The sequence below is a fragment of the Flavobacterium inviolabile genome, from assembly GCF_013389455.1.
Taxonomy (GTDB): domain Bacteria; phylum Bacteroidota; class Bacteroidia; order Flavobacteriales; family Flavobacteriaceae; genus Flavobacterium; species Flavobacterium inviolabile.
Genome location: NZ_CP058278.1, coordinates 2,955,797 through 2,979,088, shown reverse-complemented (window position 1 = coordinate 2,979,088; position 23,292 = coordinate 2,955,797). Strand labels below are relative to the sequence as shown.

General features: G+C 41.1%; 20 protein-coding genes. 9 read left to right on the top strand and 11 right to left on the bottom strand.

Annotated features, from left to right (window positions below; all coding sequences use genetic code 11):
• Positions 1-261: 261 nt before the first annotated feature.
• A complete protein-coding gene (gene ygiD, locus HW120_RS13325; protein ID WP_218618754.1) occupies positions 262-1,095 on the top strand; it encodes a 4,5-DOPA-extradiol-dioxygenase in 834 nt (277 codons plus the stop codon).
• A gap of 130 nt (positions 1,096-1,225) precedes the next feature.
• Here the strand turns inward: ygiD and HW120_RS13320 are convergent, their stop codons facing one another.
• Entirely contained in the window at positions 1,226-2,416 is a 1,191-nt protein-coding gene (locus HW120_RS13320; protein WP_177734578.1) for a serine hydrolase domain-containing protein, read from the bottom strand.
• Positions 2,417-2,574: 158 nt separating this feature from the next.
• The gene (locus HW120_RS13315; protein WP_177734577.1) at positions 2,575-3,693 is read right to left on the bottom strand and encodes a C1 family peptidase; all 1,119 of its coding nucleotides are present in this window, start codon (positions 3,691-3,693) and stop codon (positions 2,575-2,577) included.
• Positions 3,694-3,763: 70 nt separating this feature from the next.
• Here HW120_RS13315 and HW120_RS13310 point away from each other — a divergent pair, with 70 nt between their 5' ends.
• The 6 genes from HW120_RS13310 to HW120_RS13285 all read left to right on the top strand — a co-directional run bounded on the left by HW120_RS13310 (position 3,764) and on the right by HW120_RS13285 (position 9,647).
• On the top strand, positions 3,764-4,603 hold the full coding sequence (locus HW120_RS13310; RefSeq protein ID WP_177734576.1) for a 1,4-dihydroxy-2-naphthoyl-CoA synthase: 840 nt from the start codon (positions 3,764-3,766) through the stop codon (positions 4,601-4,603).
• A gap of 80 nt (positions 4,604-4,683) precedes the next feature.
• On the top strand, positions 4,684-5,244 hold the full coding sequence (locus HW120_RS13305) for a PH domain-containing protein (protein ID WP_177734575.1): 561 nt from the start codon (positions 4,684-4,686) through the stop codon (positions 5,242-5,244).
• On the top strand, positions 5,234-6,736 hold the full coding sequence (locus HW120_RS13300) for a PH domain-containing protein (protein ID WP_246296989.1): 1,503 nt from the start codon (positions 5,234-5,236) through the stop codon (positions 6,734-6,736). Before HW120_RS13305 ends, HW120_RS13300 begins: the two co-directional genes overlap by 11 nt.
• A 34-nt stretch (positions 6,737-6,770) precedes the next feature.
• The gene (gene menA, locus HW120_RS13295; RefSeq protein ID WP_177734574.1) at positions 6,771-7,679 is read left to right on the top strand and encodes a 1,4-dihydroxy-2-naphthoate octaprenyltransferase; all 909 of its coding nucleotides are present in this window, start codon (positions 6,771-6,773) and stop codon (positions 7,677-7,679) included.
• A 10-nt stretch (positions 7,680-7,689) separates the two neighbouring features.
• Positions 7,690-8,367: a metal-dependent hydrolase gene (locus HW120_RS13290; protein ID WP_177734573.1), complete on the top strand. Its 678-nt coding sequence runs from the start codon at positions 7,690-7,692 to the stop codon at positions 8,365-8,367.
• Positions 8,368-8,594: 227 nt separating this feature from the next.
• On the top strand, positions 8,595-9,647 hold the full coding sequence (locus HW120_RS13285; RefSeq protein ID WP_177734572.1) for an o-succinylbenzoate synthase: 1,053 nt from the start codon (positions 8,595-8,597) through the stop codon (positions 9,645-9,647).
• Here HW120_RS13285 and HW120_RS13280 read toward each other — a convergent pair.
• Positions 9,634-9,843 (bottom strand): hypothetical protein, encoded by a 210-nt coding sequence (locus HW120_RS13280; protein ID WP_177734571.1) that lies wholly within the window; start codon positions 9,841-9,843, stop codon positions 9,634-9,636. The two genes, HW120_RS13285 and HW120_RS13280, sit on opposite strands and share 14 nt — an antisense overlap.
• A gap of 224 nt (positions 9,844-10,067) precedes the next feature.
• Here HW120_RS13280 and HW120_RS13275 point away from each other — a divergent pair, with 224 nt between their 5' ends.
• Both HW120_RS13275 and HW120_RS13270 read left to right on the top strand, forming a co-directional pair.
• Positions 10,068-13,373: a T9SS type B sorting domain-containing protein gene (locus HW120_RS13275; RefSeq protein ID WP_177734570.1), complete on the top strand. Its 3,306-nt coding sequence runs from the start codon at positions 10,068-10,070 to the stop codon at positions 13,371-13,373.
• A 68-nt stretch (positions 13,374-13,441) separates the two neighbouring features.
• Positions 13,442-14,212 carry an alpha/beta fold hydrolase gene (locus HW120_RS13270; protein ID WP_177734569.1) on the top strand — a complete coding sequence of 257 codons (771 nt, stop codon included), beginning with the start codon at positions 13,442-13,444 and terminating at the stop codon, positions 14,210-14,212.
• 6 nt (positions 14,213-14,218) lie between these two features.
• On the opposite strand, the gene HW120_RS13265 is transcribed toward HW120_RS13270, so the two are convergent.
• The 8 genes from HW120_RS13265 to HW120_RS13230 all read right to left on the bottom strand — a co-directional run bounded on the left by HW120_RS13265 (position 14,219) and on the right by HW120_RS13230 (position 22,897).
• On the bottom strand, positions 14,219-15,919 hold the full coding sequence (locus tag HW120_RS13265; RefSeq protein WP_177734568.1) for a sodium:solute symporter family transporter: 1,701 nt from the start codon (positions 15,917-15,919) through the stop codon (positions 14,219-14,221).
• Positions 15,920-16,124: 205 nt separating this feature from the next.
• Positions 16,125-18,623: a PIG-L family deacetylase gene (locus tag HW120_RS13260; RefSeq protein ID WP_177734567.1), complete on the bottom strand. Its 2,499-nt coding sequence runs from the start codon at positions 18,621-18,623 to the stop codon at positions 16,125-16,127.
• A 90-nt stretch (positions 18,624-18,713) separates the two neighbouring features.
• Positions 18,714-19,379 (bottom strand): hypothetical protein, encoded by a 666-nt coding sequence (locus tag HW120_RS13255; protein ID WP_177734566.1) that lies wholly within the window; start codon positions 19,377-19,379, stop codon positions 18,714-18,716.
• A 153-nt stretch (positions 19,380-19,532) separates the two neighbouring features.
• Entirely contained in the window at positions 19,533-20,060 is a 528-nt protein-coding gene (locus HW120_RS13250; RefSeq protein WP_177734565.1) for a mechanosensitive ion channel domain-containing protein, read from the bottom strand.
• Positions 20,061-20,071: 11 nt separating this feature from the next.
• Positions 20,072-20,659: a Maf-like protein gene (locus tag HW120_RS13245; protein ID WP_177734564.1), complete on the bottom strand. Its 588-nt coding sequence runs from the start codon at positions 20,657-20,659 to the stop codon at positions 20,072-20,074.
• On the bottom strand, positions 20,652-21,578 hold the full coding sequence (locus HW120_RS13240; protein WP_177734563.1) for a geranylgeranylglycerol-phosphate geranylgeranyltransferase: 927 nt from the start codon (positions 21,576-21,578) through the stop codon (positions 20,652-20,654). Before HW120_RS13240 ends, HW120_RS13245 begins: the two co-directional genes overlap by 8 nt.
• Before the next feature lie 40 nt (positions 21,579-21,618).
• A complete protein-coding gene (locus HW120_RS13235; RefSeq protein ID WP_177734562.1) occupies positions 21,619-22,146 on the bottom strand; it encodes a KdsC family phosphatase in 528 nt (175 codons plus the stop codon).
• Complete coding sequence (locus tag HW120_RS13230; protein ID WP_177734561.1) at positions 22,139-22,897, bottom strand: Rossmann-like and DUF2520 domain-containing protein; 759 nt, start codon at positions 22,895-22,897, stop codon at positions 22,139-22,141. The genes HW120_RS13235 and HW120_RS13230 overlap by 8 nt, the downstream gene beginning before the upstream one ends.
• Between the last annotated feature and the right edge of the window lie 395 nt (positions 22,898-23,292).

The following is a 23,292-nucleotide window of genomic DNA, read 5'->3' as shown; positions in this document are numbered from 1 at the left end:
AGTATTTATGGCTTTTTTTTAAAGAATTAACAACAGAATCTTAAATATTCCCTTTCTTTTTGAGTTTAAAACAAGATAATTAAAAAATATAAGGATTATATTTTCATTTTCTCTTTTTGATAGTAGCAGAATAGGCTATAAAATGTTAAATATCACAAAATTAAAGAATCATTTCGACTTTTATTGTAAATTTGTATATACAAATATTGTATAGTAATGAATAGACTTGATTTTATTAAAACTATAATTGGAGGAGCAGGTATGGCAACATTATATCCATTTTACAACTGGACACAGGATTTAAAAGAAGAAGATGTAAAACTTCCGGTGTTATTTATCGGTCACGGTTCACCGATGAACGGTATTGAAGACAATGAATTTTCACGCACCTGGACCAAAATGGGGCAGGACATTCCGAAGCCGAAAGCCGTGATTGTTATTTCGGCACACTGGTTAACGAGAGGTACACATATTACTGCGATGAACCATCCGAAAACGATTCATGATTTTGGTGGTTTTCCACAGGCATTATTCGATGTGCAGTATCCGGCACCCGGAAATCCGGAACTGGCGAAAGCAACGTCCGGCCTGATCACCACTACCGATGTTGGTTTGGATCACGACTGGGGCTTGGACCATGGCACGTGGACCGTTGTACGGCACATGTATCCCAACGCGGATATCCCGGTTTTGCAGCTGAGTATCGATTATAACAAACCGCCGCAATACCATTATGACTTGGCGAAACAACTGGCGAGCCTGCGTAAAAAAGGCGTACTGATTATCGGAAGCGGTAATATGGTGCACAACCTTCGCATGGTCGCCTGGGATAAACTGGCGGAGCCGGAATATGGCTATGACTGGGCTGTGGAAATGAATACCATCTTTAAAAACAAGATCACCGACGGTAACCACAAAGCACTGATTGATTATGAAAAACTGGATAAGTCGGCAAAATTAGCCATCCCAACGCCGGATCATTATTACCCGATGCTGTACACACTGGCATTACAGGACAGTAAAGACGAAACAAGCTTTTTTAATGATAAGGCAGTGGGCGGTTCCTTAACAATGACTTCCGTAAAAATAGGATAAGACCTGAAAAGAAAAAGGGAGAACGATGTTAATCATTCTCCCTTTTTTATATGTTCGTTTTTCAAACTTCAAACCTCATAAATCACATTTCATAAATCAAATATCTAACCTCATAAATCACACCTCCAAACTATTCCTCCATCTCTTCTTTGCTGAATTTGAAAGGATAATCCCCGAAATGCGGCGCTAATTTTTTAGTCTGATAGGTTTTTTTGCTGTATTTGTTCGACAATGCAATAATGGAAACGGTGTCTTTTCTAAGGGTTACCAGAGAAGACGTGTTCCCGTGCCACCAGCCGTTGTGGAAGAAATATTTCTGACCGGTTTCAAACTCATACATACGGACACCCAAACCGTAATTTTTGGTTCCTTTACGCTCATAGCTGTAACCTTTATACATTTCGGCTTTCATTTCTTTGCTTAAGAAATCGTCATTGTAGGTAGCGATGTCAAATTTTAAAATATCACGCGGGGTGGAATAAATATTCTTATCGCCATAAACCTGGTCCAGGAACTCAAAGGCAAGACGCAAATAATTTCCTTTATAGGATTGGCTCACATTATCTTTTTTCTCCAGATTATTAAAAACAAAAGTATGCTTCATGCCAAGCGGATCGAAAATCATTTCTTTCATCACCACCGGATAGCTTTTACCGGTTACTTTTTCTATAATCAAAGCCAGTAAGGCATAGTTGGTATTACAATAGCCAAAACGGGTATTGGGCTGTGATTCCAGACCGATGGGTTTGGTCGCTAATAAATCCAGTACATCCTGATTTGTCAGCGTCTTTTTCTTATCCCACACCCCTTTATCGGCAGTAAAATAAGCATAATTGCGCAAACCGCTGCGGTGGCTCAAAAGCATTCTTACCGTTGTTTTTTCATACGGGAAAGCCGGTAGCAGACTTTTTACCGTCTGGTCCAGTTTTAATTCCCCTTCGTCAACCAGTTTTAATACGGCAACAGCTGTTAGCATTTTACTAACGGAGGCAATATGGATAGGCGTGTCTGCCGTTATTTTGTCGTTTTTCTCTTTATAGGCATATCCGCTGTAGTTTTCATAGATAATCTGCCCGTTTTTGGCAACAAGGAAACCGCCGCTGTAATCGTTACTGTTAAAATGCTTGTTGTAAAAACGCTCCACATAAGCTTTATTGTCAGAAGCATATTTGGCAGAGATTTTAGGTAATTTGATCTCAAAATTACCGGCTAAAAGCGCAGTATCGTTGGTACTGTTATCGGAGTTTCTGGAGTTATCTTTTTTATTGCACGATAATATTAATAATATAGAAAATAGGGGGATATATTTAGTCAGTTTCATTGAAAAGTGTTCCTTGTAAAATTTTGGTAAAGGCAAATATAAATAACCCAAATTGTTTTTAAAATCCTAAAAGGAATTAATTTCTGTTAAATTTTCAACACATAAAAAAAGCCTGTAATTACATACAGGCTAAATTTCACTTTTGAAACAATTTATTGTTATAAGGCTAATTTCTTTTTAGTGTCTTTTAAAAGCGCATCTTTATGAACCATTACCGATATCGCTTTTAATTTCATATAAGGAACGCTCATATACACATAACCGCCATTGGCAACTCTGCTGGCATCGGTTCCCCAGGAATTTTTCACTTTATAGTAAACAGTCCCTTTCTGATCCTTTACTTTTCCAACAATGTGCATTAAATGGTCGTCCTGGGTAGAAAGGTTTTCAAATTCTGCCTGACGGAATTCCGGAGTGATTGCTTTTTCCGGTTTGATCTCTGTTAAGATCGTTTTGTTATCCTCGCTGTTTTCCGGGATCACGGCAACACCGTATTTTCCGGAGAAGGTAGGCTCACTTACGTCACAATCCAATTCAACGGTATAACCTGTTGCCAGCGCATTGTCGATATTGCTGATAAATTCATCCAACGGCATGTTGTAAAAACTTCCGTTAGAAAAGTTATCCGGCACGTTTAAAATAAACGTACTGTAATTGGGTACATGGGTAAAAGAAGTGATGGTAACATACTCTTTAGGATTAATTTTGGTCATTGCCAAAAAGCTCTTCGGCGTATATTTTTTACCTTCATAAGTAAACTCGGTTACATTCTTACCTATATAGATGTCTAAAACGGCACTGATGGCTTTTTTCCAGTTTGGGGAAAGTTTTTTTTCCGGATTGTCAACGTAGGTTTTTAGCATGCTTTCGATAACGGCAACCATTTCGGCGTGATTATAGGTGTCTGACGTACCGTTTAATCCGGTAAATGCCTCATTCGGAACAATTCCGTATTCGGCAACACTGTTAATCACATCATGTGCTAAACCGCCTTCTCCAAATTGTGCTTTTCCCTGGCGCATTACATAGTTTTCCGCTTTTTTCGGATAGGTGTTGCGCACCTGGTACATTTCCGAAAGGTCAATTTTCTTTCCGGTCAAACGGATTACTTCCGACTCTAAAAAAGACGAAGCCGAAAAACTCCAGCAGGTTCCGCTATTGCCCTGACTGATTACCGGTAAAGCTTCTAAGTCAGTAACTGTTTGGAATTCATATTTTTGAGCCTGTGCTGAAAAAATCAACCCTAAGAACGCTACTGAAACAAAAATTTTTTTCATTACATTATAATTTTTTGGAAGTGCAAGATAATGCAAAAAATGATTTATTTTTACGGTAAAATTTAAAAATATGAATACAATAAACTGGCAGACAGTTCGGGAATTCGAAGATATAACCTATAAAAAATGCAATGGAGTAGCGCGTATCGCTTTTAATCGTCCGGATGTCCGTAATGCTTTTCGTCCTAAAACAACCAGTGAATTATACCAGGCATTTTATGATGCCCAGGAAGATACTTCCATCGGAGTAGTGCTGCTTTCTGCAGAAGGACCATCTTCTAAAGACGGTGTTTACTCATTTTGCAGCGGCGGTGACCAGAAAGCAAGAGGTCATCAGGGATATGTTGGCGATGACGGCATGCACCGTTTAAATATATTAGAAGTACAACGCTTAATCCGTTTTATGCCGAAAGCCGTTATCGCGGTGGTTCCGGGTTGGGCTGTTGGCGGCGGACACAGTCTGCATGTGGTTTGCGACTTAACGTTAGCCAGTAAGGAACACGCTATTTTCAAACAAACGGATGCCGATGTAACCAGCTTTGACGGTGGTTACGGTTCTGCATATCTTGCCAAAATGGTTGGTCAGAAAAAAGCCCGTGAGATCTTCTTTTTAGGCCGCAACTATTCGGCACAGGAAGCTTTCGAAATGGGAATGGTCAATGCGGTAATCCCGCATGCCGAACTGGAAGATACCGCTTATGAATGGGCACAGGAAATTTTAGCCAAATCGCCGACCTCTATAAAAATGCTGAAATTTGCGATGAACTTAACCGATGACGGTATGGTAGGGCAACAGGTTTTTGCCGGTGAAGCGACCCGTTTGGCCTATATGACAGACGAAGCTAAAGAAGGAAGAGATGCGTTCTTAGAAAAACGTAAGCCAAACTTTGAAAAGAAATGGCTGCCTTAACAGCGTGAAAAGCAATAACATTAGAATTGGCTTGTGAATTTTCATAAGCCAATTGTTTTATAACAAATACAGACCCAAGAATGGAGCAATTTACCAATACCCCTATCGATACCACCACACTGCCCAGGTTTGAAACCGTACCGTTTACCGCGTTGCATCCGGATTATAAAAAGGTCATCATACTGCATATTGCCGTTTTTATACTTGTTTTAATAGTGATAGCCGGGATATTGCTGGTGGTGAATCCGGAATTGGTTTCCCGGGAATTATTGCTGGGAACAGGAATCGGAATAGCGGTTTTCGGAGCAATTGTGACCTTCTTTTCCCTGTTGAGCTTCCGCAAAAAAGGATTTGCTTTCCGCCAGCATGATGTATTGTTCCGAAGCGGGGTTATTGCCACCAAAACAATCATCATTCCATACAGCAGAGTGCAGCACGTTGCCTTACATCAGGGATTCGTTTCCGGAAAACTGGGACTGGCCGCTATTGAGATCTTTACTGCCGGTGGCGGAGACAGCGATATTAATATTCCCGGAATTGAAAAAGAACATGCCGAAAACATCAAGCAACTGCTGATGACAAAATTGAATCATACCACTAAAGAAACAACTGCCATAACGCCGTCTGAAGATGAACTTTAACCAACCGCAAAGACAGTCACTTATTGGCGTGTTGGTCATGTTTACCGATTCGTTCCAAAAAATAATCAGGGGTTTATGGCCGATACTGCTTGTCTGGCTTTTTAAATTTAACGAGGTAAACAAAGTATATGTGGTGCTGGGTATTGTGGGAATTATAGCGGTGATCGGTGTTTTTGCCTACCTGCAATACCGGAACTTTACCTTTCATATTGATGAAGAAAACGAAGAGTTTATCATCAATAAAGGCGTATTGAATAAAACAAAGATCGCCATCCAGCTCAACAAAATCCAGCAGGTCAATATTAACCAGTCCTTTATACAAAAAATAATAGGTGTGCATGCGCTGGATGTGGATACTGCCGGAAGTGCGAAAAAAGAAGCGGTCATAAAAGCGGTTTCGGAAGAACTGGCACAGGCATTAAAAGCAAGATTACTCAAAGGAGAACAAACCGCTGCAAAAACGGTACAGGAAAGTGAGGAAACCCCTGTTTTGCCGGAAAAGGAACCTTTTATCAGTATCAGTTTTTTAAGCCTTGTCAAAATAGGGCTGACGTCTAATTACGTTAGAAGCCTGGCATTACTGATTGCCTTCTTCGGAACGGTTTATGAAAACATTCAGAACTTCACCAAAAGCAACGAAATAGAAGGCGACCAGATCAATAACTATATTGATGAAAGTTTAGCGATGTATTCGGCAACTATTTTTATTGTCATGCTGCTTGGATTACTACTGGTTATCAACCTTGGCAGAACCATCATCAAGTATTTTGACTTTAAAATGGCCAAACAGGGACGCTCGCTTTTATTGTCTTACGGATTGCTGAATACAAAAAACACCATTATCCGGCCGGAAAAAGTACAGTTGGTTACCACCAGCAGAAATTTTCTGCAAAAGAAAATGAATGTACTGAACATAAAAATCCGTCAGGCTTCCGGTAATGCCGATGCGCATGACGAAAAAGACAAATCCGCAATTGAAATACCGGGATGTAATGAACGGGAACGCGATGAAATACTAACCTTGCTGTTCCGGGAAATTCCCCAAAAAGGAGTGGCATTACTGCCCAATTACAGAAGATTGATAGTGGCTGTGGTTCTTTATATTGTATTACCGCTAACGGTTTTGTTTTTCTTAGACCGGTATACCATACTACCAATTCAGGAATATCTTATTTTTGTACCGCTATACATTACGTTTACGGGAATATTGCTGTATTTCAGCTTTAGAAACAGCCGCCTGTTTGTGACAGAAAATTTTATAATCAGTCAGCAGGGCGCCTGGGATATAGAACATCAGATTATCGAACCGCACAAAATACAGGCCATCAGTACCAGTCAGCTATTTTGGCATAAAAGTGTGAATATCGGAAGCGTAACGCTTTATACCGCCGGTGGTAATGTGTCGTTCCATCTGGGAAATTATACCCATATTAAAGAGCTGGTTAACCTCTGGCTGTACCAGGTGGAAGCATCAGATAAAAACTGGATGTAAATAAAAAGAAATTATAAGTTGTAAAAAATAAAAAATGAATGCAAAAATATGGCTTGAAGCCGCACGATTAAGAACATTACCGCTTTCCATTTCAGGAATATTAGTGGGCACTTTTTATGCTTACAAACAATATTCGGATAACGCGAATTACTGGCTGATTTTCGGATTAGCATTTTTAACTACTTTGGGCTTACAGGTGCTGTCAAATTTTGCAAATGACTATGGCGACGGGGTAAAAGGTACCGATAACAAGGACAGAGTAGGACCGCAGCGTGCGATACAGAGCGGAGCGATCACGCCGGAACAGATGAAAAAAGGGATCATAATCGTTTCTGTTGCTACGCTGATTATTGCTGTAGCGCTGATTTATGCTTCTTTCGGAAAAGATAACTTTGGCTTTTCCCTTTTCTTTTTTGTATTGGGATTAGCGGCGATCACGGCGGCGATCAAATATACCGTTGGAAAATCGGCTTACGGATACAGAGGATTGGGCGATTTGTTTGTTTTTATCTTCTTCGGACTGGTAAGTGTTTTAGGAACCAACTTCCTTTTTGAACAGGCGGTTGACTATAAGCTTTTGCTGCCGGCAGTTGCGATTGGCCTGTTGAGTGTTGCCGTTCTAAACCTGAACAATATGAGAGACCGGGAATCCGATATAAAAGCAGGAAAAAATACACTGGTGGTTAAAATTGGTGCTCAAAATGCTAAAAACTACCACCTGTTTATAGTGGTAGCAGCCATGATTTTAGGATTGCTGTTTGCCTACCTTTCCGGTTTTGAGTGGAAACAATACCTGTTTGTACTGTCCTATATTCCCTTATTGAAACATTTAAAAACAGTAGCCGCCAATAAAGAACCCGGAGCATTGGATCCGGAACTTAAAAAGGTCGCTTTAAGCACCTTCCTTTTTGCGGTTTTATTATCTGTAGTACTAACCTTTTAACCTCACGACTATGAAAATTACTTTTTACGGACACGCTTGTTTAGGAATCGAGATCAGCGGTAAACACCTTCTTGTTGACCCGTTTATTACCGGAAACCCGAAAGCGGCACATATTGATATTAATACGCTTCAGGCGGATTACATCCTGCTGACACATGCCCATAGCGATCATATTCTGGACGTGGAAGCCATTGCTAAAAGAACGAATGCGGTAATTGTATCGAACTATGAAATAGCCAGTCATTTTGGCAATAAAGGATTTTCGTATCACCCGATGAATCACGGCGGAAGCTGGAAATTTGATTTTGGTACCGTAAAATATGTAATTGCCTTACACACCAGTTCCTTCCCGGACGGCAGTTACGGCGGACAACCGGGCGGATTTGTCATTGAAGGCGAACATAAAAACATCTATATTGCCGGCGATACCGCATTGACAATGGACATGAAGCTGATCCCGATGCGCACCAAACTAGACCTGGCAATCTTACCGATTGGCAGTAACTTTACGATGGATGTGGAAGATGCCATTATTGCATCGGATTTCCTGGAATGCGATAAGGTTTTAGGCTATCATTTTGATACGTTCGGCTATATCGAAATCAACCACGAAGAATCCATCCGCAAGTTTTTCAATAAAGGAAAAGATCTGATGCTGCTGGAAATAGGGGCTTCAATTGATTTATGATATTAGAAGTTAGAAGTATCATAAATTAAGGTTGATATTTGATATACGAGGTTAGAAGTATTCTAAATTCGTATTCATAGATAAAGGTTGATATTTGATATATGAGGTTAGAAGTAAGTATCCTAACTTCATATATCGTATATCGTAAATCAAACCTCACAAATCAAACCTCACAAATCAAACTTCGTATATCATCCCTCATAAATCATATATCGTATATCATCCCTATGAAAGCATCTTATCAAAAATACACGCTGCAATTCAAAAGACCATCCGGGACATCCCGCGGTATACTGACTGAAAAAGAAACCTGGTTTATCCTGCTTGAAAAAGATGGTAAAAAAGGAATAGGCGAGTGTGGAATATTGCGAACGCTCAGTGTGGATGACCGGCCGGACTATGAAGAAAAACTGCGCTGGGTTTGCGGGAACATCCATTTGGGAGAAGATAAACTCTGGGAATCATTGCAGGAGTTTCCGTCCATTCAGTTTGGAGTGGAAATGGCATTCCGGTCGTTAGCCGCTCAGGATCCTTTTTTGTTATTCCCGTCTGATTTTACCGGATCCCGGAAAAGCATCCTGATAAACGGCCTGGTCTGGATGGGGGAAGAATCCTTTATGAAAACCCAGATCGAAGAAAAACTGGCCCAGGGATTCCATTGTATCAAGCTGAAAATTGGTGCTATTGATTTTCAGAAAGAACTGGATCTGCTGGCTTTTATCCGGAATAACTTTGATGCCGGAACGGTTGAGATCCGGGTAGATGCTAACGGTGCTTTTTCTAACGATAAGGCATTGGAGAAACTACAACAACTGTCCGAATTTGAACTGCACAGTATCGAACAGCCGGTTAAGCAGGGCAATGTTGCCGTAATGGCACAATTGTGCCGGGAAACTCCTTTTCCGATTGCGCTGGATGAGGAGTTGATAGGTATTTTTAAACCGGAAGATAAAGAAGCTTTGTTGGTACAGATAAAACCGCAGTATATTATTTTAAAACCGAGTCTGGTTGGCGGTTTCCGCGGCTCAAAGGAATGGATAGACCTTGCGGAAAAGCATAATATCGGCTGGTGGATAACCTCGGCACTGGAAAGCAATATCGGGCTGAATGCTATTGCCCAGTGGACGTTTACGTTACAAAATCCGATGCCGCAAGGATTAGGTACTGGTGCTCTATATACGAATAATTTTGAATGCCCGTTAGAAGTAGTTGACGGCCAGCTTTGGTATAACCAGGGTAAAACCGGCTGGGAAACAAGCAGCGTCTTTATTTCCGGTTAAGATATCGTTTTTTACGGATGATGAAAACAGTAATATTGGAAGCTACGATAATCAGCGTAATAATGATCGTCAGCAGTATGATTAATGTATTGAATAATTCGGTCGTAAAATCCAGATTATCAAAATAAAAATAAAGCTGCGTAAACGAATAGATAGCCATTAAAAAGTATACAACCGTTAGTCCTCTTGATTTCATTGTAAATTCGATTTTTATTAGAACAAAAATAGTGGATCACTAAAAGACAAAACAGGGGAAAAATCCCCTTTTTTTTATGGATTAGCTATTAATTTTTCCTGAAAAGCAGAGAATAATAACAATTAACACTACAAATTGTTTGTTTTTAATGTTTTAGTGAATATTAAGTATACCGGCAGACAATAACAGATAATACTTTATATTTGATCCCTTTCTATAATTATATGATAAAAAAATACTTTCTGATACTATTTTTATATACATCAGGCTTATTTGCCCAGGGAGAAGCCAACAACTGGTTTTTTGGTGCCGGAGCCGGAATACATTTTGATGCCAATGGAGTGGTAACCTCTCTCACGAACGGACAGATTCAGACTAACGAAGGATGCAGTTCCATTTCTAACGCAAACGGCGATTTACTTTTTTATACCGATGGCCGTACTGTCTGGGACAGAAATCACGTGATTATGCCAAACGGGGACTACTTTGGTGGTAAAGGTTTATTTGGCGACCCGTCCAGTACACAGTCGGGGATAATTGTTCCCAAACCGAATGACCCGAATACCTACTATATTTTTACGGTCGATGAGCCGCATCATGATAATGCAGCCACTTATCCGGCCCGTAATACGGGATTTACAGAAAGCCAGGACGATGGCTACAATAACGGATTCAATTATTCCACGGTTAACCTGCAGCTAACGGGAAGTAACGGAAGTATTGGTAATATTACCAACCGGAACAAGCACCTTATTACTTATGATACCAATCCTAATGGTGATGAAATAAAATACAAATGCTCCGAAAAAATTACGGCAGTAAAAGACGCTTCCGGCGGTTATTGGGTTATTACCCATTTCATAAACCGTTTTTATGCTTTCAGAGTTACCAGTACCGGAGTTTCACAAACACCGGTGGTCTCGACAGTTGATCCGTATATTACACTAAGCGGTTACAGGAGAAACGCTATTGGGTATTTAAAAGCATCGCCCAATGGTCAGAAATTAGCCATAGCCCATTCTCAAAACGGTACGCAAACAGGGGAGACAACTAATGACGGATCGGTTTATTTATACGATTTTGATAAAAATACCGGAATAGTTTCAAATCCTGTTGCCCTGATTAATTCCGTTAATGCGTATGGAATTGAATTTTCGGCAGAAACTAAAAAACTATACGCCAGTATTAGAGAAAGCAATGTTAATAGTATTGCCCAGTTTGATCTGGAAAGCGCTAATATTCCGGGTTCGATATTGAATATTTCGAATACTACGGCTACAGGAGCGTTGCAGCTGGGACCGGATAAAAAAATATACTTTACCAATTCCGCAACCATACACCTGAGCGTCATTAACAATCCGGAAGAGACGGGTAGTCTTGCCGGTTTTGTTATGAATGCCATTACGTTAAGCAGCGGACTGGCAACATTAGGGCTGCCGCCTTTTATAACCTCGGTATTTTATCCGAGTTTTCAGGTTGCCAATACCTGTTTTGGCGATACGACAACTTTCACTATGCCGGCCTCACTAACCAATCAGGCCTATACCAGTATCGAATGGAATTTTGGAGATGCTTCTCCGGTTTCAAATGCCGTAGCGCCCACCCATGTATATGCGGCACCCGGAGATTATCCGGTTTCGGTGACCGTAGTGATTAACGGTAATGCGGTAACCAATTCCGAAACCATTACCATCTATGAGGTTCCGGTGGCAAATCCGGTTGGAAACCTGCAGCTTTGTGATTCCGATAGCGACGGCCTGACCCAAATCAATTTACAGCAGCAAACCGGCAGTATTTTAGGAACGCAGTCACCAACGGTTTTTGAAGTACTGTATTTTCTGTCTCCGGCAGATGCTGCCAGTAATCAGAATGCAATAGACCCGACGAATTTTACCAATACGGTGCCGTCGTTTACGCTTTATGCCCGGGTACAGAATAGAAGTAATTCCGCTTGTTTTGCTGTGACTTCTTTCCAGGTTACGGTAACACCAAAACCGGTTGTCACAGTACTAACCGATTATGCCCTTTGTGACGACAGCAGCAGTAATGGTTTTGAAACATTTGATTTGCAGACAAAAATCGCAGGAATTTTAGGAACCCAGAATGCCGCAGATCGCGCCATTAGTTTTCATGCAACGCAGGCCGATGCCGATGCCGGATCGAATGCACTGCCGTATCTGTTTACAAATACCAATGCAAACAGTCAGGAAATTTATGTGCGGATAGAAAATACCACCAATACCAATTGCTATAGTACCAAAAGCTTCTTTTTAAAGGTCAATACACCTCCGGTCGTATCACCGGCTACCTTGGTACAATGTGATTTCGGGTTAAATCCGGACGGGTTTACCACTTTTAATCTGAATGAAGCCGATGCCGTACTGACGAACGGAAATGCTAACCGGATAACAACCTTCTTTTTAAACAATGCTGATGCAGTAGCGAATACCGCTTCTTTAAATCCGGTTTATACCAATATTTCCAATCCGCAGCAATTATCAGTAAGAGTTACCGATACCCAAACCGGCTGCTACAGCATTACAACACTTTCGCTGCACGTGAATACGACAGCTACACAGGAACTGGTTATGAATGGCTGTTCGGATAATGGGTATTATACTTTTAACCTGACAGGTTTAGGACTGGAAACCAGTACCAATACCGTTAAATATTACAGCTCGGTTACGGATGCTCTGCTGGAGCAAAACGAACTGAATACGGCCTTTACCAATACAACCATTGGCTTCCAGACGGTTTATGCCCGCGTTGAGAGTAATAACGATTGTGAAGGCGTGCATGAAATAAAATTATACATACGAAGATTGCCGGCACTAGCAACTGATGCTTCACCAAAATTATGTACAGACCAGCCGGTAACCCCGCTATTATTAACAAGTGGTATTGCCTCGGCTAACGGTTATCAGTTTTTGTGGTCAACCGGAGCGACAACTCCAACGATCAGTGTGATCACGCCGGGTGTCTATACGGTTGCGGTGACCAATGTTTATGGCTGCTCGGCTATCAGGACATTAACGGTAGAACCGTCCAATGTGGCTACGGTAACGGCTATAGAAGTAGAAGACTTAACAGAAAATAATACCATAACGGTTTATGTAACGGGAAGCAGCAACCATTATGTTTATGGAATTGATGCACCGGACGGACCTTTCCAGGACAGCAACTTCTTTGACAATGTTGCTACCGGTATCCATACCGTTTATATCCGGGATTTTAACGGCTGCGGTACGATTGCAAAACAGGTGGCCGTATTGGGCATTCCGAAATACTTTACGCCAAACGGAGACGGTTACAACGATTTATGGCGTATTAAAGGCGCTGCAAATAGCCTGTATAAAAACAGCATTGTCAATATTTTTGACCGTTACGGTAAATTATTAAGACAGATGAAAGCTTCCGAAGGCTGGAACGGTATCTACAACAACCAGCCGCTTCCGGCAACCGATTACTGGTATGTGGTTTATTTGCAGGACGGAAGAGAAGTAAAAGGCCATTTTACGCTGAAAAGATAACTGTTTTCAATATTCAAAACGGGTATGGCCGTAAGCTTACAGGCGGTATACCGGAATAAATTCAGAAAATGAAAAGACACATACTTGTTGACGGGGTACGCTTAAACGTGTACACGGCCACTATTGACCATACGAAACCGTATATCGTTTTTCTACACGATTCCCTGGGTTGCATCACCCTATGGCGCAACTTTCCGGATATACTGGCACAGGCAGCGCAGTGCAATGTGATGGTCTATGACCGGCAGGGTTATGGCGAATCGGATGCTTTTACAACCATTGAACGCCATAACGACTATCTTGAAAAAGAAGCCCAAACGCTGGACAGTCTTCTGGCGGCGCTGGCTATTGATGCAGCAATCCTGTTCGGGCATAGCGACGGCGGTTCGATAGCTTTGCTAACGGCGGCAATGTTTCCTGAACGGATTAAAGCGGTAATTACCGAAGGAGCTCACGTGTTTGTAGAAGATATTACGCTAAACGGCATCAGGGCAGCTGTGGAAGCGTATGCGACCACCAATCTGAAAGAAAAACTGTTGAAATACCATGGCGATAACGTAGACGGACTGTTCTGCGCATGGACGGAAACCTGGCTCTCGGACCGGTTCAGAAGCTGGAATATTGAAAAATATTTACCCAATATTACCTGCCCGGTACTGGTGCTTCAAGGCGAAAACGATGAATTTGGCAGCACAAAACAAGTGAGTGCCATAGCAGAACAGGTGAGCGGCAGGGCACAGCAATGCCTTATTCCGGCTGTTAGCCATTCGCCGCATAAAGAAAATCCGGAGCAGACACTGGAACCGGTGATCCGATTCCTACAGTCGTTACAGTCTTAGAAAATCTTATACGTTTTCCGGTGTTTTCTTAATCATATTCAGATAGCCCTGTAATATCGAAGACAGTACGATCGTCAGGAAAGCACCGATAATGTTCAGCCACAGGAAACTCACCACATCCAGATAATAGATGTAAAAAATAAGCAGCTGACTGGTCATAGCCGCCCAAAAAACGGCTTTTGCCTTAATAAACTTGATATAAAACGCAATCAGGAAAATACCCAATACGGTTCCGTAAAAGATGGAACCAACAATATTTACCAGCTGGATCAGGTTTTCAAATAAAGTACCCACACAGGCAAACAGGATGGCAATTAAACCCCAGAAAAGCGTAAAAAGCTGGGTAGCGTTTACAAAATGCTTTTCGGATTTCTCCGTTTTTAAATTCCTTTTGTACAGGTCAATCGTTGTTGTGGAAGCTAACGCATTTAATCCCGAAGCGGAGGAAGACATCGCTGCCGACAGGATTACGGCCAATAACAAGCCTATAAGCCCTTTTGGAAGGTAGTTCAGGATAAAGTGGATAAATACATAATCCTTATCGTTTGTTTCGGTTTTAACATCCGCTTTTTTAATCAGTTCTTTGGCATCTTCCCGCAGGTCTTTTTCTTTACTGGATAAGGAAACCATTTTCTGCTGTAAGATAGGATTGTCAAAATCCTGTTGCAATTGCCCCACATACAGCATGCTGATCTCTTTTTTCTCTTCCTGTACCTGGTCGAGCTGTGCTTCCAGTTTTTTATATGCCGCTTTGTATGGGGAATGCTCTACAATCTTGATGTTATTCGGGTTAAAGTGCAGCGGAGCCGAGTGAAACTGGAAGAATACAAAAACCATAACTCCGGTTAACAGTATGAAAAACTGCATCGGGACTTTTAGCAATCCGTTCATGATTAAACCCATCTGGCTTTCTTTAATGGATTTTCCGGTAAGGTAACGTCCAACCTGTGACTGGTCGGTACCAAAATAGGAAAGTGCCAGGAAAAAACCGCCGGTAATACCGCTCCAGAACGTATATCGGGTTTCCGGATCAAAAGAAAAATCAACAATATTCATTTTCCCGTTGGCACCGGCTATACCCAGCGCATTACTAAAACTAAGCTCGTCCGGTAAATAGCTTAAAATGAGCACAAAGGTGATGAACATTCCGGTCATGATTACAAACATTTGTTGTTTTTGCGTGACATTAACCGCTTTCGTTCCACCGGAAAAAGTATAGACAATAATCAGTAAACCGATAATGATATTCATTAAAGTAAGGTTCCAGCCCAGCAGGGAGGATAAAATAATAGCCGGAGCATAAATGGTTAGTCCGGTTCCCAATCCACGCTGAAAAAGGAATAGAAAAGCAGCCAGCGAACGGGTTTTGACATCAAAACGCTGTTCCAGGAATTCATAAGCCGTAAAAACTTTTAAACGGTGGTATATCGGAATAAAGGTGATACAGATCACAATCATCGCGATGGGTAAACCGAAATAGAACTGTACAAATCCCATTCCGTCATGATAAGCCTGTCCGGGAGTAGAGAGGAAGGTAATCGCACTGGCCTGGGTGGCCATTACGGAAAGACCAACGGTCCACCAGGGTGTTTCGTTATTGCCGAGAATAAACTCTTCGACATTTTTACTTCCTTTGGTTTTTAAAGAACCGTAAATTACAATGAATAAAAGGGTTGCTGATAATACTATCCAGTCAATACTCTGCATGGTTTAGGCGTACATTTGCATTAAAAAATAAAACAACAGTATATAGAAAGCATTTAGTATTAATACCAAAGTGTAGCTTTTTTTCCAGGAATTCGGTTTTTCAGTCATGTTGTTTTGAATTTAATACCGGATTTCTGCGCATCCGGTATCACGATACTTGGTTTCGAAAATACGAAAAAGATTTACGCTATTTCGATTATTAACACTATTTCCCTACAGCAATGATGTTTGCCATAAGACGGAAAGCTCCCGAAACGCCTTCCGGCAGTTCTCTGAAAAAGCTCAGTCCTGTATAGACATAATATCCTTTGCCGTATTTGGCTACTAATAAAGCTCCTTTTTTAGGGGTTTCGCCTTTATCATTAGCTTCCAGTACAGGCGTAAATTCACTGCCCCATTTGTCCGGATAGTATAAACCCTGTTCCTGAACCCAGCCTTTAAAATCATCAGCGGTTATTTTGTTCGGGAAATTAAGGACTTTGTGTTTTGGATCTAAAAAGGTAACCGTGGCATTTTCTTCCGTTACACGATCGGAAGAAATTTCAAGCGGGTAGGGTGCAATATCCTGTGTTATAAGGCTTCCGGTTGTATTGTACTGGACTACCATCGTACCGCCGTTGCGAACATATTCGAACAATAAAGGCTGTTTGAACTGTAAGGCTTCCACAACATTATAAGCACGGATGCCTACCACTACCGCATCAAAAGTTTCCAGTAAACTACTGGTTATTTTTTCCGGTTTTACAATAGTCACCGTATAACCCATTTGTTGCAGGCTCTGCGGAACCTGGTCGCCGGCGCCCATAATATAGGCAATGTTTTTTCCTTTGATCTCCACATCGGCTTTGGTAAACTTCGCTTCGGCAGGCAATAAAACCTGTTGTAAGGCAATGTGTGGATAATCGATCAGGATCTGCTGTTTATCAAAGCGTTCTCCATTAACAACTGCAATGCTTTTGGCTACAGCTTCCGATGTATAATTGGGCGGCGTTACTTCAAAAGTTACTGTTTTTTCACTTCCTTTCCGGGATAACTGGAACGGAATGGTTTCGGGAACCACTTTCCAGTCGGCAGGAAGTTCCAGTTGTAAAGTACCGTTACAATTGTCTTTTCCGGCTTTTACTTTTACCGCTACCAATTGTTTTTTCCGGTCTTTAAACAGCTGTACTTTGTTTAAAATTTCGGCAGTAACTTCCGGTACTACATCCAGTGGACGGTACACTTCTCCTTTTACAGGATCGTTGTATTTATAGATGATTTCTTTCGTAAACGGAATTTCGGTGCCTTCCACCAGTATGGAGAAGGTAATGGCAATTTTACGGATAATGTCCGGAATCCCTATTTTTTGCTGGTCGTTCACAGAGTACATTCCGGTAGTTCCCTTTTCATTCAGCCAGTAAGGCGAGGTATAAGGAGTTTCTTTAGGTATCGAAATGCTGATGGTTTCGCTTTCAAACAGGTTGTTCTTTAACGGAAAACTTTGCTCAATGGTTTGCTTGTCCGGCTGTATAACCAGTCTTAACAGCTTCATTTCAACCGTACTTCGGTTAATGGCTTCCCATTTTACCTTCAGATTGCTTCCCGGGGTAACCGATTGATTTTCGGCTACTGCTTCCAGGTATAAACCGGAACATTCGGCTATAATGGCTTTTACTTCCTCCAGTTTGATGGTTTTCCAATGGTTGTCTTCTAAATTCTGAATCTGCTGGTATACTTTTACCAGGTCATATACCGAAGCGGAAGGATTTTTAAAGTCAAAGCATTTTAAGATAAAATCGATGGTTTCTCCAATGCGGGCACCGCCTTTAACGCGATTCCAGGAGGTATCAATGCCTTCAAATAAATTTTGCTGATCCGTTAACGGACTTCCTTTAATCAGTTCCAGGTATTCCATGTCTTCCCCGCGGGCACCGGTAGTACCAAATCCCTGCGATTGGTGCTTACTGCGGCTCAAAGCGGCAACTTCCTGATTGGATTTCCCCAGTGAAGGATAATAAACACCGGTTCTTAAGTTGACATATTTTGATTTGTCTGCTTTTTCAAATTTGTCTTTTCCGCCAAAAAACCACCAGGAAACATTAAAAAATAAACGTTTGGGCTGCCATGGTTTTACAAATTTCAGTTGTGAAGGCTCAAATGAAGCATCTGCCGCTAAGGTGAAAAGCTCCTGCGAAAGCATGGCCGAAGAGGTGTGATGCCCGTGTGTTGTGCCCGGAGAACGGTGGTCGAAACGGTTGATGATAATGTCCGGCTGAAAATTCCGGATAATCCACGCCATGTCGCTCATAACTTTTTCCTTATCCCATATTTCCAGCGTTTCATTGGGCACTTTCGAATAGCCAAAATCATTTGCTCTGGAAAAAAACTGTTCACCGCCGTCTGTTTTTCGGGCTTCGATTAATTCCTGAGTACGGATAACGCCTAAAAGCTCGCGTAGTTCTGTTCCGATAAGATTTTGTCCGCCATCACCGCGTGTAAGCGAAAGATAACCGGTACGGGCTTTTTTACTGTTGGCTAAAAATGAAATAAGACGGGTGTTTTCGTCATCGGGATGGGCTGCAATATAAAGTGCGGATCCTAAAAAGTTTAATTTTTCTATCTGGTTGTAAATCTCAGAAGGAGTTGGTTTTTTAGGCTGTTGTGCAAAAGTATGCTGGGTAAGGAAGATAAAAAATATAAAATAGAAAGGTAATTTTTTTGTCATAATATTCATTAAGGTTGGCTTTTCAAATATACTATTCCTTCTGCTAAATAATAAAAGCAAAGACGTTAAAAAAACGCCTTTGCTTTTAAATTATCTTCTTCCGTGTCCGTTTCCGCGGTCACCACCACGATCACCGCCGCCATATTCACGTCCGTTGCCGTTGTTTCCGCGGTCGCCGCTGTTGTAGTCACGTCCGTTGCCGCGTCCGTTTCCGTTGTCAAAACTTTTTCCATCGTTACGGCTGTTACCGTTGTCGGCAGTTCTGTATTCGGTTCGGAAATCGTTATGTTTTCGTTCTCTGTAATTATTGTCCCTTCTGTCGTCTCTGTATTCGTAATCTCTTCGGGAGTCGTTAATCACGCGGTATTCTACATCTCTTGGTCTTGGATTGATGGCTACCTGTGGCGTACCTCTGTAACCTCTGTAATATTTTACTTTATGTCTTTTATAGTAAACGTATGGGTTGGGACCATAATCATGTAAGCAAACCTTATAAGCGCTGTACAAATCATAGTGTCTGTAAGGGCGCGGCAGATAAGCCGTTCTTACCCAGCCGCCATTGCTGAAATAAATGAACATCGCGGTGTTGATGTCATAATACATTTCAATATCCGGTAAATAATAATAACGGATGTCGGTATACCCGGTAGGTCCCCAGGCCGGAGGTGTCCCTATATTTACATTTATAGAAACCTGGGCATTCATACTGCTTGTAAAGAATAAAATCCCTAACAATACTAATTTTATAGCTTTCATGATCTTAGTTTTTTGATTAAACAAATTATTTGGGTTGTTTAACCATTTCCAAGTATTGTGCCAAAAAATATTGAGCGGTGATTTTGCAGAATGAAAAAAGGCTTTTTTGTGTTGTAACCCTTTTAAAAACAAGGGTTTGTTGTTTTTTAAAAATTAGTCTGTAAATTCCTTTTCTTCATGATGAAGAGTGATTATCGAGATGGCTTTTTGAAGCAGCAGGTTGTTGGGATAGGTGATTCTTTCGCCTTCTTTTGTTTTTAAGAGTGCGTGAAAAGTAGTAATGTCTTCAATCTCGGCTTCAATGGGAAAATCTTTATCGTGAATTTTAATAATATCGCCAATTTTAAACGGAAAAGAAAAAAACAGGATAACCCCGGCGGTAATATTGCTTAGTATGGACCATTGGGCAAACATGGCAACGCCAATTACCGCAAACATAGAGGAAACCACAAGAAGAATATCATCAGCCTTAACACCCCAGATTACGGTTAGCGATAACACCGTCAGGGAACCTATAAGGATACTGATGTATTTTATAACCAGATTACTGCGTCGTTCCATAGTGTGGGACAACAGGGTAAACCGCTTCACAATTTTTGTAGCCAGATAACGGATAATGGCAAAGAAAAGAAGCGTAATGACGGAGCTGATGATTTGGGTAGTGTACTCGTTATTGATCATTTCAACATTGTTTATACTACAAATGTAAGCAAATGTTGGAAGACTTTGTCCACCGGAAGTCCGACCACATTATTATAGGAACCGTCAATTCGTGCAATGGCAACCAGTCCGATCCATTCCTGAATGCCGTAGGAACCTGCTTTATCAAAAGGACTGTAGTTGTCCAGGTAATATTTAATATAGGCATCCGGCAGTTCGTTAAACGTAACGCTGGTTACTTCGTGAAAAGTATCGGTTTTTGCATTGCTCCGGATGCTTACCGATGTGATTACTTCGTGGGTTTTTCCGGATAAGGACTGTAAGGTCCGGAAAGCATCGTCATAATCTTTTGGTTTACCCAATGCTTTGCCTTCGTGCCAGACAATCGTATCGCTGGTTACCAGGATATCCTTATCGGAAAGGGTTCCGTTAAAAGCATCGGCTTTTAATTCGGCTAAGAAATCCGTGATCTCTTCGGCTTTCAGAGAATCGGGATATATTTCGTCTACTTCTTTAAGACGGATTTCAAAATCCAGGTCCAGCTCTTTAAAAAAGTTTTGACGTCTTGGTGATCCGGAAGCCAGAATGATCGTATGATTCTTAAAAATTTCTTTAAGCATTGTATTTCATGTTAAGGGTAATGACCACGATGGACAGTATTCCGAAAAGCAGGATAATTTTAAGAAGACTGCTTAAAAAACGGAATTCGGTTTTAGTTTTGGCACTCCATATTTTAATGATAAAATAGAGTAGTGGTCCTAATATACACAGCAGGGCATAATACAGTACAAACTGTAATCCCAGAAGGTTTTTGTTGATATAATAAATAAGGGCCAACACAGGAATAAAAGCGAGTGCAAAAACTACTTTTGTCGCTCTGGCTTTGCCCAATACGATAGGAAGCGTACTCATTCCGGCATTATAGTCGCCGTCCATGTCTTCCAGATCTTTTACGATTTCACGGATAAAATTGATGATAAAAGCAAATAAAGCATAATCCAGCAGTATCTGGAAAAGCACACTCATCTGCGCCTGATTCCCGTCGTTGATAGCCGGGTATAAATCAAAAACACCAATGATGATCACGCTTACAGACAAAAGCAATGCAACAATGATATTGCCGATTAAAAGGCTCTGCTTTAAACTGGTGGCATATAAATATAAGGTAGCCGCAATTACAATGAACAAGGTCGAAAAACTGGCTTTCCCAATAATATTAGACAGGTAAAATCCAATGCCGACACCCAGTACGGTAACGGCGATATAGATATTATAGGCCATTGTTTCCGAAATGGATCTGCCCACAACCACCGCGTCGGGTTTCGAAATACTGTCGGTTTCCTGATCCATGATGTTGTTAATCACAAATCCGCCGGCAGCGATGCAAACGGTTGCCAGAACCAGCAACATATATTGAAAATCGGATAAGGCCAGTGCAATGCCGGATTGTTGCTTTAAGAAGCCGTAACGAAACAACAGTTGCATTAAGGCTATCATAATCAGGTTTTGGTAGCGGATTAGTTTTAAGAAATTGAGCATGAGCGGTATGAATTGCTTTGGGTTGTTTTATAAGTGTGAATTAGTCGTATTTGGCATCAAAATGCTCCATCCATTTCCCTTGTACTTTCATAACCTGTTCGATAACATCACGCACAGCGCCTTTTCCGCCGTTTTTATGGGAAATGTACTGGCAGATTTCTTTTATCTCGGGAGAAGCATCCTGCGGACACGTAGCCAGTCCTACCAGTTTCATCACGTGGTAATCCGGAATATCGTCGCCCATATAAAGTACCTGATCGGCTTTTATATTGTAGATGTCGGTAAACTCATCAAAGGTTTCCACTTTATCCGGTACCCCTAAATAAATATCGGTAATTCCTAAGTTGCGTAGCCTGACACGCACTCCTTCATTGCTTCCGCCGGAGATGATGCAAACGGTATAGCCGTTTTCGACAGCGGCTTTCATAGCATAGCCGTCACGGATGTTCATGTTGCGGAGCATTTCTCCGGTTTGGGTAACGTGAATGGTACCATCGGTTAATACCCCGTCGACATCAAAAATAAAAGTAGTGATGTCGTTCATTAATTCTTTGTAACTCTTAGACATTGTTTTTCTGTATGGATTCTGTTAGTAGTTGGTATATTGCTGTTCTGTCCGGATGGTTTTCCAGGAACGAAAGTTGCTTTTCAATTGTGTTGCGGTCGTTGCGTTTTGCCGGACCGGTTTGTGCCGCTTTTGGCGACAGGGTTTTGATTTTATCGGCGGTTTCCTGTATTAGCGGGTATAAAATTTCAAACGGGACTTCATTTTCGGTACAGATTTCATTTCCGATCTGGTACAGGTGGTTTACAAAATTACAGGAAAAGACCGCTGCGATATGAAGGCTCTGGCGCTGCCGGGAATTAACCGCATAAACCTTATCGGATATTGCTTTGGCAACAGCCTCCATGATGGCAAAATCGGCTTCGTTTTCACTTTCCAGGCAAAAGGGAACTTCCCTGAAATTGACCGCTTTGGTTTTTGAAAAAGTCTGTAACGGATAAAACACTCCTTTTCTGTTTTTAGGGTTCAGAATATCCAGTCCGCTGCTGCCGGAAGTATGGACTACAAATTTATTCGTAAAATTCAGTTGTTCGGATACCGCAGCAATGGCATCGTCGGAAACGGCAATGATATATATGTCGGCATCTTTTAGCTCCGAATAATCCGAGATAATCTTCGTTGACGGCAGTAAATCGGATAAATTTTGAGCTTTTCGGGCAAATGCCTGCACTAAAGTTATGGCTTCTGTTTTTTCAAAAACGGAAATCAGGTGCCGGGCCACATTTCCCGATCCGATAATAGCTACTTTAATCATGATGCTAAAGTAATAAAAATACTTCTTTATGTAAACAATTCCAATGAATCTCGCTGCAAGAGGCAAGTGGCGATTTTGTTTGAACGGATGCTTCCGGCTTCTTTTTTATAAATATTCGCAATATGAGAATATTGTGTTTTTTGTTTTTAGGTAATTTTTGTAAGCATTTTTTAAATTTTTTCATTTTTAACAGTATTGCTTTACAGGAAATTAGATGTTTTTGTAGGAGTTTATTTGGAGTTTGCAATTTATGTGTATTTTTTTCTTGTATATTCTCAAAATGTGTAATACATTTATAAAAGTAAATAAATGTTCGCATAATATGTTTTTTATGTTTTTTGAAAGTTGATTTAATCAGTGTTAGAAAGTTCTGTTTATTTATTGTAATATTTTGT

Coding starts and splice junctions, on each gene's coding strand:
- HW120_RS13290 (WP_177734573.1), top strand. CDS start 7,690: ATGAAAATTACTTTTTACGGACACGCTTGTTTAGGAATCGAGATCAGC.
- HW120_RS13310 (WP_177734576.1), top strand. CDS start 3,764: ATGAATACAATAAACTGGCAGACAGTTCGGGAATTCGAAGATATAACC.
- HW120_RS13270 (WP_177734569.1), top strand. CDS start 13,442: ATGAAAAGACACATACTTGTTGACGGGGTACGCTTAAACGTGTACACG.
- HW120_RS13250 (WP_177734565.1), bottom strand. CDS start 20,060: ATGATCAATAACGAGTACACTACCCAAATCATCAGCTCCGTCATTACG.
- HW120_RS13280 (WP_177734571.1), bottom strand. CDS start 9,843: ATGAAATCAAGAGGACTAACGGTTGTATACTTTTTAATGGCTATCTAT.
- HW120_RS13240 (WP_177734563.1), bottom strand. CDS start 21,578: ATGCTCAATTTCTTAAAACTAATCCGCTACCAAAACCTGATTATGATA.
- menA (WP_177734574.1), top strand. CDS start 6,771: ATGAATGCAAAAATATGGCTTGAAGCCGCACGATTAAGAACATTACCG.
- HW120_RS13315 (WP_177734577.1), bottom strand. CDS start 3,693: ATGAAAAAAATTTTTGTTTCAGTAGCGTTCTTAGGGTTGATTTTTTCA.
- HW120_RS13235 (WP_177734562.1), bottom strand. CDS start 22,146: ATGTCTAAGAGTTACAAAGAATTAATGAACGACATCACTACTTTTATT.
- HW120_RS13260 (WP_177734567.1), bottom strand. CDS start 18,623: ATGACAAAAAAATTACCTTTCTATTTTATATTTTTTATCTTCCTTACC.
- HW120_RS13255 (WP_177734566.1), bottom strand. CDS start 19,379: ATGAAAGCTATAAAATTAGTATTGTTAGGGATTTTATTCTTTACAAGC.
- ygiD (WP_218618754.1), top strand. CDS start 262: ATGGCAACATTATATCCATTTTACAACTGGACACAGGATTTAAAAGAA.
- HW120_RS13285 (WP_177734572.1), top strand. CDS start 8,595: ATGAAAGCATCTTATCAAAAATACACGCTGCAATTCAAAAGACCATCC.
- HW120_RS13320 (WP_177734578.1), bottom strand. CDS start 2,416: ATGAAACTGACTAAATATATCCCCCTATTTTCTATATTATTAATATTA.
- HW120_RS13265 (WP_177734568.1), bottom strand. CDS start 15,919: ATGCAGAGTATTGACTGGATAGTATTATCAGCAACCCTTTTATTCATT.
- HW120_RS13275 (WP_177734570.1), top strand. CDS start 10,068: ATGATAAAAAAATACTTTCTGATACTATTTTTATATACATCAGGCTTA.
- HW120_RS13245 (WP_177734564.1), bottom strand. CDS start 20,659: ATGCTTAAAGAAATTTTTAAGAATCATACGATCATTCTGGCTTCCGGA.
- HW120_RS13305 (WP_177734575.1), top strand. CDS start 4,684: ATGGAGCAATTTACCAATACCCCTATCGATACCACCACACTGCCCAGG.
- HW120_RS13230 (WP_177734561.1), bottom strand. CDS start 22,897: ATGATTAAAGTAGCTATTATCGGATCGGGAAATGTGGCCCGGCACCTG.
- HW120_RS13300 (WP_246296989.1), top strand. CDS start 5,234: ATGAACTTTAACCAACCGCAAAGACAGTCACTTATTGGCGTGTTGGTC.